Source organism: Bacillus sp. JK74, assembly GCF_053663395.1.
In genome coordinates this window covers 136,527-150,657 of record NZ_JBSJQB010000003.1, presented here as the reverse complement: position 1 = coordinate 150,657, position 14,131 = coordinate 136,527, and the positions used below count along the sequence as shown (strand labels likewise).

At 47.3% G+C, this 14,131-nt stretch carries 14 protein-coding genes; 4 read left to right on the top strand and 10 right to left on the bottom strand.

Going from position 1 to position 14,131, the window contains the following annotated elements; genetic code table 11:
- Positions 1-111 precede the first annotated feature (111 nt).
- Positions 112-3,450: a DNA polymerase III subunit alpha gene (gene dnaE / locus ACWJJ5_RS10930; protein ID WP_454022401.1), complete on the bottom strand. Its 3,339-nt coding sequence runs from the start codon at positions 3,448-3,450 to the stop codon at positions 112-114.
- Between the two features lie 142 nt (positions 3,451-3,592).
- On the opposite strand from dnaE, the gene ACWJJ5_RS10925 reads away from it, so the two are divergent.
- The 3 genes from ACWJJ5_RS10925 (at position 3,593) to ACWJJ5_RS10915 (ending at position 4,731) form a co-directional block, all read left to right on the top strand.
- Complete coding sequence (locus ACWJJ5_RS10925; RefSeq protein ID WP_017418353.1) at positions 3,593-3,934, top strand: YtrH family sporulation protein; 342 nt, start codon at positions 3,593-3,595, stop codon at positions 3,932-3,934.
- Positions 3,931-4,434: a sporulation membrane protein YtrI gene (gene ytrI, locus ACWJJ5_RS10920; protein ID WP_071391505.1), complete on the top strand. Its 504-nt coding sequence runs from the start codon at positions 3,931-3,933 to the stop codon at positions 4,432-4,434. The genes ACWJJ5_RS10925 and ytrI overlap by 4 nt, the downstream gene beginning before the upstream one ends.
- A 105-nt stretch (positions 4,435-4,539) precedes the next feature.
- A complete protein-coding gene (locus ACWJJ5_RS10915; protein ID WP_003152436.1) occupies positions 4,540-4,731 on the top strand; it encodes a hypothetical protein in 192 nt (63 codons plus the stop codon).
- A gap of 17 nt (positions 4,732-4,748) precedes the next feature.
- Here ACWJJ5_RS10915 and ACWJJ5_RS10910 read toward each other — a convergent pair whose 3' ends face one another.
- Entirely contained in the window at positions 4,749-5,690 is a 942-nt protein-coding gene (locus ACWJJ5_RS10910; protein ID WP_003152435.1) for a DHH family phosphoesterase, read from the bottom strand.
- 116 nt (positions 5,691-5,806) lie between these two features.
- On the opposite strand from ACWJJ5_RS10910, the gene ACWJJ5_RS10905 reads away from it, so the two are divergent.
- Positions 5,807-6,109 carry a YtpI family protein gene (locus ACWJJ5_RS10905; protein WP_003152434.1) on the top strand — a complete coding sequence of 101 codons (303 nt, stop codon included), beginning with the start codon at positions 5,807-5,809 and terminating at the stop codon, positions 6,107-6,109.
- A gap of 28 nt (positions 6,110-6,137) precedes the next feature.
- Here the strand turns inward: ACWJJ5_RS10905 and ACWJJ5_RS10900 are convergent, their stop codons facing one another.
- From ACWJJ5_RS10900 to ACWJJ5_RS10865, 8 genes are all read right to left on the bottom strand, one after another.
- Complete coding sequence (locus ACWJJ5_RS10900; RefSeq protein ID WP_003152433.1) at positions 6,138-7,454, bottom strand: CBS domain-containing protein; 1,317 nt, start codon at positions 7,452-7,454, stop codon at positions 6,138-6,140.
- A gap of 139 nt (positions 7,455-7,593) precedes the next feature.
- Positions 7,594-8,280 (bottom strand): metal-dependent hydrolase, encoded by a 687-nt coding sequence (locus tag ACWJJ5_RS10895; protein WP_003152432.1) that lies wholly within the window; start codon positions 8,278-8,280, stop codon positions 7,594-7,596.
- Positions 8,281-8,340: 60 nt separating this feature from the next.
- On the bottom strand, positions 8,341-9,108 hold the full coding sequence (locus tag ACWJJ5_RS10890) for an SDR family oxidoreductase (RefSeq protein ID WP_003152431.1): 768 nt from the start codon (positions 9,106-9,108) through the stop codon (positions 8,341-8,343).
- 137 nt (positions 9,109-9,245) lie between these two features.
- The gene (locus ACWJJ5_RS10885; RefSeq protein ID WP_003152430.1) at positions 9,246-9,374 is read right to left on the bottom strand and encodes a hypothetical protein; all 129 of its coding nucleotides are present in this window, start codon (positions 9,372-9,374) and stop codon (positions 9,246-9,248) included.
- Between the two features lie 74 nt (positions 9,375-9,448).
- Complete coding sequence (argH, locus tag ACWJJ5_RS10880; RefSeq protein WP_110085480.1) at positions 9,449-10,825, bottom strand: argininosuccinate lyase; 1,377 nt, start codon at positions 10,823-10,825, stop codon at positions 9,449-9,451.
- A complete protein-coding gene (locus ACWJJ5_RS10875) occupies positions 10,822-12,033 on the bottom strand; it encodes an argininosuccinate synthase (protein ID WP_003152428.1) in 1,212 nt (403 codons plus the stop codon). Before ACWJJ5_RS10875 ends, argH begins: the two co-directional genes overlap by 4 nt.
- A 151-nt stretch (positions 12,034-12,184) precedes the next feature.
- The gene (locus tag ACWJJ5_RS10870; RefSeq protein WP_003152427.1) at positions 12,185-12,697 is read right to left on the bottom strand and encodes a MogA/MoaB family molybdenum cofactor biosynthesis protein; all 513 of its coding nucleotides are present in this window, start codon (positions 12,695-12,697) and stop codon (positions 12,185-12,187) included.
- A 99-nt stretch (positions 12,698-12,796) separates the two neighbouring features.
- On the bottom strand, positions 12,797-13,984 hold the full coding sequence (locus tag ACWJJ5_RS10865; RefSeq protein ID WP_003152426.1) for an acetate kinase: 1,188 nt from the start codon (positions 13,982-13,984) through the stop codon (positions 12,797-12,799).
- Positions 13,985-14,131 lie beyond the last annotated feature (147 nt).

The window sequence follows — 14,131 nt, the reverse complement described above, 5'->3', positions numbered from 1 at the left end:
ACATATTCTGCCGCATAGACTGGTACAATCGCTGGAGGTGAAAAATTTCAGAATCTTTAAATAAGATAGCACAATTGTTTCAATTGTATAACAAAACGATTATTGTTACCACTATTTTAACACGACGTTTTCGCGGCCCAGCAGCTCTTTTAAACGGTATAACGCCTGATGGTCCGCCTGAATATGAAAAGTATCCGGCAGCCTGATCGTCTGCTTGTCTTTTTCATAATATAGATAAACGCCGGTTTCCCCTTTATGCTCCAGTAAAATACGCTTCATCTTTTCCAAAAACTCCTGATTGTGCCGGCTGCCTTCGATTTTGATGTAAACAGACGGCGCTCTGTCTGCCTCCGTCTGCTCAAGAAGAGAGGCGGATGACATGATGAATTGTGTCTTCTCCTGACGCTCTTCCATTTTTCCGGCGGCGAATAAAAGCGCGCCTTCTTTTAACAGCGGAGACAGCCTTCTATATTGGTCAGGAAACACGACGGCTTCCATTTCTCCCGTTTCATCGCTTAATGTGAGAAACGCCATATGCTGACCTGTCTTTGTCCGAATCGTTTTGATGCCCGCGAGCAAAGCGCCGATTGACAGCTGTCCCTTCGGCATCTGCCGCGCTGCTGTGATCGCTTGCGCCCCCCGTTTGTTCAGGAGATCCCTGAAAGCAGACAAAGGATGGCTTGAGAAATAAACACCGAGAGCTTCTTTTTCGAACCGAAGCTTGTCCACGAGCGGAAATTCCTCAGCCTCTACATATTTTGGCTTAATGGAGAACGATTCTTCCAAAAACAATCCCATTTGGTCATCGTCTGCACGAAAAAGTTCAGCGTGCTCTAAAGCCACATCAACGGAAGCCAGCAAGGCGGCGCGATTTTGATTGAATTCGTCCATGGCGCCAGAAAATATAAGGGCTTCGATGGTTTTCCGATTCACGCTTTTTGCAGGTACGCGAAAGCAGAAATCGAAAAGATCCTCGAACGGTTTATGTGTTCTTGCTTTATAAATATCTTTCACTGCCGAGACGCCTACGTTTTTAACGGCCCGCAAACTGTATCTGACGGCTCCGTTTTCCGGCGCAAACGGAAAACCGCTTTTGTTTATTGACGGCGGAAGGACTTGAATCCCGCTCCCCTTCGCTTCATGCAGATATTGCGATATTTTGTCCTCATTGCCGATGACGCTCGTCAACAGCCCGCACATAAAATATAACGGATAATGCGCCTTTAAATAGGCGAGCTGATAGCCGATCATGCTGTATGCGACAGCATGGCTTCTGTTGAATCCGTAGTTAGCGAATTTTACAATCAGATCGTAGACCTCGTTTGCAGTGACTACAGAATACTCCTTTTTTAAGCACCCTTCAACAAAATGGCTTCGCTCTCTGTCCAGAATGTCCTTTTGCTTCTTACTGACAGCCCGTCTGAGCAGATCCGCTTCACCTAATGAAAACCCTGCCATGCGCGAGGCGATCATCATTATCTGTTCTTGATAGACGATGACGCCGTAAGTGTCACTGAGAATATTTCTTACGTCCTCGTGCGGCACTTCCACACGCGCCCGTCCGTGCTTCCGATCGATAAATAACGGAATATTTTCCATCGGTCCCGGCCTGTAAAGCGCGTTAACCGCGACAATGTCTTCCAGTCTTGACGGCTTCAGGCGCTTCAGCACGTTTCTCATTCCTGATGATTCCAGCTGGAAAATACCCGTCGTATCACCGTTTGACAATAGCGAGAACGTTTTTTCATCCTGATAAGAAATCTCGGAAAAATCAATTTTCGTATTCGTCTCTTTTTCAATCATCGTTTTAATGGATTCAATAAGCGTCAGGTTGCGCAAACCTAAAAAGTCCATTTTCAAAAGACCGAGATCTTCCAGGTGATCCATCGCATACTGCGTTAAATACACGCCGTCATGCCCTTCTTGAAGAGGGACAACTTCCGAAAGCGGCTCTTTACTGAGAACGACCCCGGCCGCGTGTGTTGACGTGTGTCTCGGAAGACCTTCGATTTTCCTTGCGATCTGAAACACTTTATGAAGAACGGAGGATTCGGACAGCCGCCTGTTCAGCTGAGCGGACTGCCGCCTCGCCTCCTCAAGCGTCATTCCCGGTTTTGACGGAATCAGGCGGGCAAGCTGGTCGGCTTCTTTCGGGCTGATTCCGAACACTCTCCCGGTATCCCTTAACGCCGCCTTTGCGGCCAATGTCCCGAAGGTGATAATCTGGGCGACGTGCATGGCCCCGTACTTATTTTGCACATACTGAATGACCTCATCCCTTCTCGTATCAGGGAAATCGATATCAATATCCGGCATGCTGATCCGCTCGGGATTAAGAAATCTCTCAAACAGCAGAGAATGTTTAAGCGGATCCACGTCGGTAATGAAAAGCGAGTAAGCGACAAGCGAGCCTGCCGCGGACCCCCTTCCCGGGCCTGTCACAATGCCCTTTTCATGCGCGTACTTCATAAAGTCCCATACGATGAGAAAATAATCACTGAATTTCATGCGCCTGATGACGTCCAGCTCATATTCAAGCCGGCGGACAGCCCGCTCATCAGGAGTGCCGAAACGGAGACGCAGCCCCTCATGACAGACTTCCGCCAAATAGTCATCGGCTGATTTGCCGTCCGGCGCCGGAAAAGACGGAAGCTGTGTCTGTCCGAGGCTGACATCGACCCGGCATTGCCGGGCGATACGCGCGGCTGCTTCAATCGCCTCCGGATGCCGCGTGTAAAGCTCTGCCATTTCTTCAGGCGTCCTCAAGTATAAGTCCGGCAGATTCCCGCTCTGATCCTCCCATTTCTCTCCGGCTTTAATAGCGCACAGACAGCGGTACGCATCTTGATCTTCTTTCTTGATATAGCGGACATCCCCCGCAGCGCAGACAGCGATTTCCGTCTCGGCTGACAGGCGGAGAATCTCTTCTGATAACGTCTCATGTCCTTTAAACGGCTGGTATCCTAAATAAAAACGGCCGTCTCCGAACAGCTCCCGGAATCCTTCGGCAGCCCGGACCGCTTCTTCAAACTTCCCGGCTTGAAGCAGGCTTTCAATGTACCCGTTTTCACCGGGCGTAATGGCGATCAGCCCCTCATGATAGCTCTTCATCCATTTTCGCTTCATGCCGCCCTTTGCCATGGATTGCAGCGCACTTGAGATTTTCACCAGGTTCTGATAACCGGTGTTTGTCTCCGCTAAAAGAATGAGCGGGTGCGCTTCAAGCTCCGTATCGTCCGTGTATATAGAAGCCGTCAGACCGATAATCGGCTTAATTCCGTTTGATTTGCATGCTTTATAAAACTCAATGGCGCCGTACATCACATTTTCGTCCGTCAGCGCCAATGATGAATATCCGAGTTTCTTCGCTTGTGTAACAAGCTCTTTTACAGAAGCGGCGCTGTTTAACAGGCTGTAGCCGCTATGTACTTGCAGGTGAACAAAAGACAATGCCGCCACTCCTTTCCCATACGTTCATTTTGCCTTTCTACATTATAAGACGGGTTTTCTTAAGAAACAAATGTTCTTTTTTGACTCATCATCATACTTGTCCGTTTCCATCAATATGATAGAAAAGTGAGGTGGTGTATATATGGATCAGGAAGCCGGCTTTATGGCGAATTTCATCAGCAGTTATTTTATCGCCCTCGGTGTGTTGCTCGGAGGCGCGCTGATCGGCGGCCTCGGAGCTTATTTATCAGGCGAGCCTCCGCTGACAGCGATCACAAAATTGGCGAACAGGCTGAAGATCTGGGCGCTTGTCGCGGCCATCGGGGGAACATTTGACGCGGTATACAGTTTCGAGCGGGGGCTGTGGGAAGGCAACACGCGCGACATCTTCAAACAGCTTCTTTTAATTATTTCAGCAATGGGCGGCGCGCAGACCGGCTGGCTGATTATTTCATGGCTGACCCAGGAGAATATGTCATCATGAGAATTCCCGAGTATTATAAAAAACCGGGATGGCAGCGTTTTTTTGCGGGAATGATGTGCGGAGCCATCGTCAGCTGGCTGTTCTTTCTGTTTACATACGGAACGTTTCAGGAAGAACAGGTGACGTTAATTGAAAAGCAGCGGGAGCACGCGCGGGATTTAAAAAACCAAATCTCCATCTATCAGAAAGATCTTCATAAATTAAATGAGGATAATAAGCAAAGACTTCTCATCCAAAGTGTTGATGTGAAGCTGATTAATTGGGAAAAATACAGAATCGCCCAGCCTGACAAGATGAAATTTGAGGAACAGGTGAAAGATAATATTTCTGAAGTCATCACAAAGGATATTGAAAGCGTGTATAAAACAAAGGAGCTTTTAAAACGGACGATTGAAAACAAAATATACACCATAAATGAGAAGGAATTTAAAGCTGAAGTAAAGGAACTGACGATTTATACGAGATTGTCTGTCGAAATTCATATTTCTTTTGCGACGTAATTATGTCATTTTTAAAAATTTTCCATAGATCTGTCGCTTTTTTCTCCGCTTTTTTATAAACTGTAGATGAGACATTTTCAACGATTCTGAAGGGAGGAAGGGAAAATGGAGGTTTTTAGTGAACGCCGCTTGGCAAAAGATCATGCAGCCCGAATCAGACAAGGCTATTCCGCATATGCAGAAACAGACACACTCGCTTCCCTCATAAAAAAAGAACTCCAAATCTGTAATCTCCGCGTCTACGAAGACCTGACTGAATTCGGCTGCTGGTTCATCCCCGTGACAGATGAACACTAAGAAAGAGGGTCTCCCCTCTACTTGTGTTCGTTACATACCTCTTCCAGATCAGCAAGAATCTGATCGGTTTCATCCCAGCTGAAGATGGATGCGCCGGCCGCAAGCGGATGTCCGCCGCCATTGTATTTCCGGGCAATTCCGTTGATGACCGGACCTTTTGAACGGAACCGGACTCTGATTTGATCGTCTTCTTCTACGAAAAACACCCAAGCGCGGATACCCGAAATATTTCCGAGTGTTCCGACAAGCTGCGACGCTTCAGAAGCGGTGGTTCCATATGTCTCCAAAATGTCTTTTTTAATGAAAACGGAAGCGACGCCGTTTTCAGACAGTGACACATTTTGATAAATAAAGCCGTTAAGCTTCACCACATTTAATTTTGTTTCATACAATTGATTGAACAGCTCTGACGATGAAAATGGGAACTCAATGAGCTCTCCCGCGTATTTTAATGTCTTTTTTGTGGTGTTCGGGAATAAGAAGCGCCCCGTATCACCGACGATACCCGCGTAGATCAGCTCAGCTGCTTTCGTATTCAGTTTCCAGCCGTGCTGCTTTCCTTCCAGGTACAGCTCATAGATCATTTCGCTTACGGAGCTTGCATTCGTATCGACCCATAACAGATCGCCATACGGATCTTCATTTGGATGGTGGTCTATTTTCATGAGCTTTGCGCCGGAATGGTAGCGCTGATCGTCGACCCTGCCTTGGTTTGCGGTGTCGCACACGATGACAAGAGCATCTTTATAGGTTTCATCATCCACCTCATCGAGGGAATATAAAAAAGACAAAGACGGTTCAGGCTGTCCGACGGCAAAAATATTTTTTTCGGGATACGTTTCCCGCAGGATTTCCGTAAGGCCGCACTGCGAACCGTAGGCGTCCGGGTCAGGCCTCACATGTCTATGTAAGATAATGGTGTCATATAATGATATGGTTCTGATCAGTTCGGATTTCATCGTTTTCTCCTTTTCGTTTTTATTCATTTAATCATACTCTTTATCCATGGAAAAGGAAAATCTTTCAGCAACGGTATAAACGGTTTTGCAAACTCATATAATGGAGGATTTCATTTATGCTGGTTTTTGTTTTTCTCATCGGGCTTTCTGCCTGCTTTTACGTGTATTACAAAGTAAAAGGAATCCAGACGAAACGGGCGCTGGAGAAGGAATGTTTTTCGGCTAAATCAAGTATGGCATTAGGCGCGCTGGTGCTTTTGTACGGAGTAAACCAAATGATTCTGTTCCACTCCGTTCTGACCCTGGTCATCGGCGGCGTCTTCATTTTAATCGGAGCAGGCAGCGCATGGGCCGGGTATAAAGCCTATAAGCATTATGAGCCCATCCATGCAAAGGAAGCGGAGAGGGACCACGCATAATGAATGTCAAGGGACCCGGGTGCGTCCCTTAACTTCTCTCCATCAGCTGCACCATGAGCATCGCTTTTGAAACGATGCCGCTTTGGCTTGACACTTCCACTTCCATTTTCCCGAATTTCCGGCCCGCCTCTAAAATGCGCGGTTTCACTTCAATGACCGACTCCATCTGTACGGGCTTCAGGAAGAAAATCGTAATGCTTTCAATGACCAGCTCGCCGCGTTTGCGGGAGCGTAAAAATCGGCTGGCGGCCTGGGTTAAAATCGTGGTAAACACCCCGTAAGAAATCGTGCCGAGCTGATTGGTCATTTGCGGCGTGACTTCATATTGATAAACGGCCGGCGTTTTGTTATCTTCCTCTTCTTTAAATCCCCTTGAAACAATATCATCCAGCTTTTCTCCGACCTGAGGCTGCTTTTGAACCATCTGAAGCGCTTTTAAGACATCCTGGCGGCTGATCATTCCGATCAGTTTGTGATGCCCGTCTGTCACCGGAAGCACTTCAATTCCTTCCCAAACCATCATTTGAGCCGCTGAGGCGACAGATGTTTTTCCGATCACCGTGACAGGGTTTTTGGTCATTACTTTTTCAATGGGAACTGACCGGTCATGCCCCGCGATATCTTTCGGCGTGAGGATTCCGTGGATTTTCATCTGCTGATCGATAACCGGAAAGCGGCCGTGTCCGGTTTCATAGTTCTTTTCGTACCATTTCTCCAGTTTATCCTTAGGGAACAGCGTCACTGTCCGATCTGCGGGCGTCAAAATATCTTCCACGAGCACAATCTCTTTTTTTATGAGCTGATCATAGATCGCCCGGTTGATCATCGCGGCTACCGTAAAGGTATCGTAGCTCGTGGAGAGAATCGGAAGCTCAAGCATATCGGCCAGCTCGATAATGCTGTCGTCGGTATTAAACCCTCCTGTTACCAAAACGGCCGCGCCCGCTTCAAGCGCCTGGCGGTGGGCGTTGATTCGGTTCCCGACGATTAACAGGTTCCCCGCCGCCGTATAACGCATCATCGCGTCAAGCTCCATCGCCCCGATCACAAACTTATTCAACGTTTTATGCAGACCTGCTTTTCCGCCGAGCACCTGGCCGTCGATCACATTGACGACCTCAGCGTATGTCAGCTTTTCAATATTTTCTTTTTTCTTCTGTTCAATCCGGATGGTCCCCACACGTTCAATAGTGGAAACGAATCCTTTGTTTTCGGCTTCCTTAATGGCTCTGTAAGCCGTTCCTTCACTGACTTTCATTTCTTTCGCAATTCTTCTGACCGAAATTTTTTCACCGACAGGAAGCGAATCTATGTATGATAGGATTTGTTCATGCTTTGTTGCCAAGCGTTTCACCTCTAAGGACAGTCTTCTGCTTTTATTATAAGGGTACGGGGGATTCATTCGCAATGAGACGCCCGAAAAAAGGCGGCATCACAAAAAAGACCTTCTGAATGCTTGATTCAGAAGGTCTTTGACACATATGTCAGGCAAGCTCAATGGTCTCGCCGACCGCCATGACTTTGCCGACGCCTCCGGGCAGACTTTCAGCGAAAGCGTCAGGGTCCTGTTCAATGACGGGGAATGTATTGTAATGAACGGGAACGACCTGTTTCGCTCTCAGCCATTCAGCCGCGAGTTTCGCATCTTCAGGCCCCATGGTGAAGTTATCACCGATCGGCAGAAACGCCAGGTCAATGTGATTCAGTTCCCCGATCAGTTTCATATCTGAGAACAGCGCCGTATCGCCGGCGTGGAAAATCGTTTTGCCGTCAATCGTTAATAAAATCCCGGCCGGCATCCCGGTGTATGTGATGGTTTTGTTTTCTTCATCAGTGACCGCCGATCCGTGGAACGCCTGTGTCAGTTTTACTTTGCCGAAATCAAATTGGTGCGCCCCGCCGATATGCATCGGGTGGACCTTTAACCCTTTAAAGCCGAGATAAACGGCCAGCTCGTTCGGCGCAATGACGAGCGCATCGTTTTGTTTGGCGATCTGCTCTGTATCTCCGACATGGTCATTGTGTCCGTGAGTAAGCAGGATGACATCCGCTTTCACTTCTTCCGGTTTCAAATTTGTCAGACTGTTTCCGGTCAGAAACGGATCAAAAATAATGTTATGGGTTTTCGTTTCCACTTGAATGACAGAATGTCCGTGATAAGTCACTTTCATCGTTTTCACCTCATAAAAAATTAATATTTATCAAGTTCCCTTTTTGACAAACGAAAAAACTTACAGGGATTGATGCCTGTTAATCACATTCAGCCCGCCTGTTGCTTCAATGACCGTTCCAGTTACAAGATCGGAATCTTCTTCACATAAAAAGGCGATGATTCTCGCAATGTCCTCTCCGGTTCCGGACCTGCCGATCGGCGTCTTTTCTTTGCCGATTTTCCGTCTTGCTTCCTCTATAGACGCTTCTTTCATATCTCCTACAATATCGCCCGGGCAGACCATATTGGCTGTAATGCCTGATTCGGCTTCTTCAATCGCAATGGTTTTCGTTAACGAAGCCAATCCGACTTTAGCCGCTCCGAAAGCGGAACGGTGAAGCCAGCCGGGGGCATGGTCCGCTCCTTGAAAACCGTATGTAATAATCCGGCCGAAGCGCTGCTGTCTCATGACCGGGATAACCGCTTTAAACAGATGGAAAACGGCGCTTAAATTCCCTTCAAGCATGCCATACCATTCGTCATCGGAGTAATCGGCAAGCTTTTTGCGCTCAAATATGTACGGCCCGGCATTGTTAATCAGTATGTCAATCCTTCCAAACCGCTGAAGGGCTGCATCGGCGATCCGCATGAGATCTTCTTTCCGGGTTACATCGCCCTTAACGAATTGCAATCTGTCATGGCACCCGGGATAATCCGCCTTCAGACAAGCGACCGCTTCTTCGTCCTGTCTGTAATTCACTGTGACAGAAAAGCCTTTTTCCAGAAGCATTTCAGTCACTTTTCGGCCCAATCCCTTTGTACCGGCAGTGATTAGAGCATGTCGCACATTGAATACCCTCCCCAGGCAACGTAGCCGCTTCAATAAAATCAAGACGTTTCTCCCTCTACTTTACTATAAACAAACGGCAATATCACTTTTTTGCACTTCGTCCGCACGAAAAAAAAGCCGTCTTTACAGACAGCTTAATTTTCTGAAGGAGCCGAGGCTTCCTCCATGCCGACATAACCGCTTTGGTATGCCTCTGAGATGAGCCTGGCCGTTTCTTCACTTTCTTTTTCATCATAGATGTAACGGTCTTGTTCTTTGCGCATTCCTTCTACCTCCCATCTTTTATAGATGTAGGGTGTCTGATATGACGGGAAAATATGAAGGAAATTTCAGCAAATTAAATGCCGGCGCAGGCTTTTGCTTTTACGAGCGCCTGTTCTACCTGCTGAAAACCCGTTCCGCCGGCGCTCATTCTTTTTTCAACCGCATGATGCGGATCGAGCACGGTATAGATATCTTCTTCAAAGAGACTGCTGGCTTGAAGGAATTCTTCAAATGCCATGTCACTTAAATAGATTCCTTTTTCAATACAGCTGTACACAAGCTTGCCGACCACTTCATGCGCTTCTCTGAACGGCATGCCTTTTTTAGCTAAATAATCGGCAAGTTCCGTCGCGTTTGAAAAATCTTGTTTTGTCGCTTGTTTCATGATGTCTTTGTTTACCTTCATCGTTTCAATCATGCCCGTGAAAATCTGAAGGCTTCCTTCTACGGTTTTCACCGTGTCAAACATGCCCTCTTTATCTTCCTGCAGGTCTTTGTTGTAAGCGAGCGGGAGCCCTTTCATAATCGTGAAAAGCCCCATCATATCACCGTATACGCGTCCGGTTTTACCGCGGATCAGCTCCGCCATGTCGGGGTTTTTCTTCTGCGGCATCATGCTGCTTCCCGTCGCGTACGTATCATCCAGTTCAATGAATCTGAATTCCTGCGAGCACCATAGAATGATTTCTTCTGATAAACGTGAAAGGTGCATCATCAGCATGCTGCTGCCGCTTAAAAACTCGAGAATAAAATCTCTGTCACTGACTCCGTCAAGACTGTTCTCATAAATGGAGTCAAAACCAAGCAGCTCCGCCGAATAGTTACGGTCTATCGGAAACGTAGTTCCGGCAAGCGCCCCGCATCCGAGCGGCGATATGTTAATCCGCTTCATAGCATCCCGAAAACGTTCTTTATCCCGTTCAAGCATCCAAAAATAAGCAAGCAGATGGTGGGCGAAAGAAATCGGCTGAGCCCGCTGCAAATGGGTGTACCCCGGCAGAATGGTCTCGACATTGGCCTCGGCTTTTTCGATCAGCGCTTTTTGGAACTGTTCAATCAGCACGATGATATGTGAGACATGATCTTTCAAATACAAATGCATGTCGGTCGCCACCTGGTCATTCCGGCTTCTGCCGGTATGGAGCTTGCCGCCTAGCGGTCCGATTTCTTCGATCAGCATTTTTTCAATATTCAAATGGATATCTTCATAATCAACAGAGAATTCAAGCGTTCCTTCCTCTGCTTTTTGCAGGAGGGTCTGCAGCCCCTGTCGGATGGCGCCTTCTTCTTCTTCCGTCAGAATGCCGCATTTTTTCAGCATTGCCGCATGAGCGAGAGACCCTGTAATATCCTCTTTGACTAAGTTTTGGTCGAATGCGATGGATGCGCCGAACTCATCGACCCACTTTTCCGGTGTTTTTTGAAAACGGCCTCCCCAAAGCTTCTTCATGCTTCAATCTGCTCCTTCTTTTTCACAATGCTGTTTACTTTTGTCGGCAGTCCCCAAAGCTCGATAAAGCCGATTGCCGCATGATGGTCAAACGCATCGTCTTTTGTATATGTCGCAAGTTTTTCATCGTAGAGTGAATATTCCGACTTGCGTCCTTCTACAATGGCATGGCCTTTAAACAGCTTGACTCGCACAACGCCGGTGACGTGCTTTTGGGTTTCTTTCAGGAATGCAAGCAGCGCGTCTTTTAACGGCGAGAACCATAAACCGTTATAGATGATTTCAGACAGTTTTTGTTCAATTGCCGGTTTGAAATGGGCCACTTCTTTCACTAAAGTCAGATCCTCAAGCTCTTTGTGAGCCGTAATTAAAGTCATGGCGCCCGGGCACTCATAAACTTCACGGGACTTAATGCCGACCAGGCGGTTTTCCACATGGTCAATCCGGCCGATGCCGTGTTTTCCGGCAGTCTCGTTCAGCTTGAGAATTAAATCAGCGAGCGGGTAGGTTACGCCGTCGATTGAAACCGGAACACCGGCTTCAAATGCGATTTCGATGATTTCCGGAACGTCCGGCGTGTTTTCAAGAGATGCTGTCAGGTCATATGCCCCTTCAGGCGGCGCCGCCCACGGATCTTCTAATATACCGCATTCATTGGCGCGTCCCCATAGGTTCTGGTCGATGGAATACGGGCTGTCAAGATTGATCGGAATCGGTATGCCGCGGCTTGCGGCGTATTCAATTTCTTCTTCACGCGACCATTGCCACTCACGGACCGGAGCAATGACCTCCAGATCAGGATTTAATGATTTAATGGATACTTCGAAACGAACCTGATCGTTGCCTTTTCCCGTGCAGCCGTGCGCTACGGCCACCGCGTTTTCCTTTTCCGCCACTTCAACGAGTTTTTTCGCGATTAACGGACGGGATAGTGCAGATACGAGCGGATACTTGCCTTCATACATTGTATGGGCCTGCATAGAAATGAGCGCGTACTCCCGGGCGAATTCTTCTTTCGCATCAATCACATACGAATTTACGGCGCCAACTTCCAGCGCTTTTTGCTGAACGAATGCCAAATCCTTTCCTTCCCCAACATCTAAGCAGCAGGCAACAACATCGTATCCCTGTTCTTGCAGCCATTTTATCGCTACAGAAGTATCAAGACCTCCTGAGTATGCCAATACAACCTTTTTTTGTTCTGCCATGTTAAAAGCTCCCTTTGTATAAAAATTAGTTTTAATTAATAAAAATGCATTTTGTATGTATACACTGTAACAAGTAAATTCTGTTTTTTCAAGCCTTTTATAAAAAAAACCCCACCCAATTTTTTGAGCGGAGCAAAGCCTTTTTATACATTTATAAATCTTTTCGGATTTCCCGGAGCACATGAGGCAGTTCAGGAATAATCAGTTTACTCATTGCAAGCTTTACGGCGCCTGAGGAGCCGGGCGTGCAGAAGACTGCGGTATTTCGGATCACACCCGCTGCCGCTCTGGACAAAATGGCGGCGGAACCGATGTCCTCCGTATAGCTCAGCATGCGGAACAGCTCGCCGAATCCCGGGAGTTCTTTTGAAAACAGCGGCGTGACCGCTTCAATTGTGACATCCCTTTCGGCAATGCCCGTCCCTCCGTTTAACAGCACCGCATCTGTATATTCATCCATACAGCCGGATAAAACGGCTTTCTGCAATTCATCTTTTTCATCTTTTACAATGTCATAAGCGACCGTTTCAAATCCCGCTTCTCTGATGAAATCCATCATGACGCGACCGCTTTTGTCGGTTTCTTTCGTTCTCGTGTCGCTGACTGTTATCACCTTGCAGCGCACGGCTGACGGGGCTTCTTGTTTATGTTCATGCACACTCATTGCTTCACCTCATCGTTTATGTATTAAACATATCGTAACGTTTGACTCTGGGGCATTCAATAAAAAAGCACACCCTAAAGGATGTGCTTTTTTCGATCATTACTGTGCAAGGCGGACAACGTCGCGTGCGATCATGACCTCTTCGTCAGTCGGAATGATGATGACTTTGACAGGAGAGTGAGGGTAGCTGATAAACGCTTCCTCGCCGCGCACGTTGTTCAGCGCAGGATCCCAATATACACCCATGAATTCTAAGCCGCGAAGCACGCGTTCTCTGACTTCAACGCTGTTTTCACCGATACCCGCAGTGAAAATAATCGCGTCAACGCCGCTCATTCTCGCAGCGTAAGAACCGATGTATTTATGGATTCTGCTTGCAAACACTTCAAGAGCCGTTTCCGCTCTTTCGTTTCCTTCTTTTGAAGCTTCTACGATATCGCGAAGGTCGCTGGAGAAACCGGATATGCCAAGCAGTCCGCTCTTTTTATTTAACGTATTTAATACTTCATCTGCCGTCTGATCCGTTTTTTCCATAATGTACGGGATCAATGCAGGGTCGATGTTTCCTGAACGTGTTCCCATCGCAACACCCGCAAGCGGTGTGAAGCCCATTGACGTATCAATGGATTTTCCGCCTTCTACGGCCGCGATACTTGCGCCGTTACCGAGGTGGCAGGAAATCAGACGCAAATCTTCAAGCGGGCGGCCGAGAAGCTCAGCTGCGCGCTGTGTCACGTATTTATGAGAAGTGCCGTGGAAACCGTATTTGCGGATGCCGTATTTCTCGTAGTATTCGTACGGAAGGCTGTACAGGTAAGATTGCTCAGGCATCGTTTGGTGGAACGCCGTATCAAACACTGCAACCGCAGGCACATCCGGAAGCACTTCTTTAAAGGCTTTAATGCCGACGATGTTAGCCGGATTATGAAGCGGCGCAAGTTCTGAAATCTCTTCAATCTCACGGATTGTTTCATCCGTAAGCAAAACAGAATCGCTGAATTTTTCTCCGCCGTGAACCACACGGTGGCCGATTCCGTCAATTTCATTTAAATCCTTTATAATACCGAATTCAGTCAGCTTGTGAAGCAGCATCTTCACCGCAACCGCATGATCCGGAATATCTGTCACTTCTGTATTTTTTTCGCCGTTAACAGAGATAGTGAAAACGCTGTCGGCGATACCGATCCGTTCTACTAAACCTTTTGTTAGCACCTTTTCTGAAGGCATTTCGAATAACTGAAATTTTAAAGATGAGCTTCCTGCGTTAATTGCAATAATTTTAGACATAAATGACGCTCCTATCAAAATTCTTCTTCGTTTGTTCGTTCTTTTTTCCCAGACCATAACTGCGGTCCAAAAAATATCTGACTTTTCCATTTAAACATTGTCAACCCAGCATTTCAAGTCAACATCCACATTGGTACCGCTTACAAC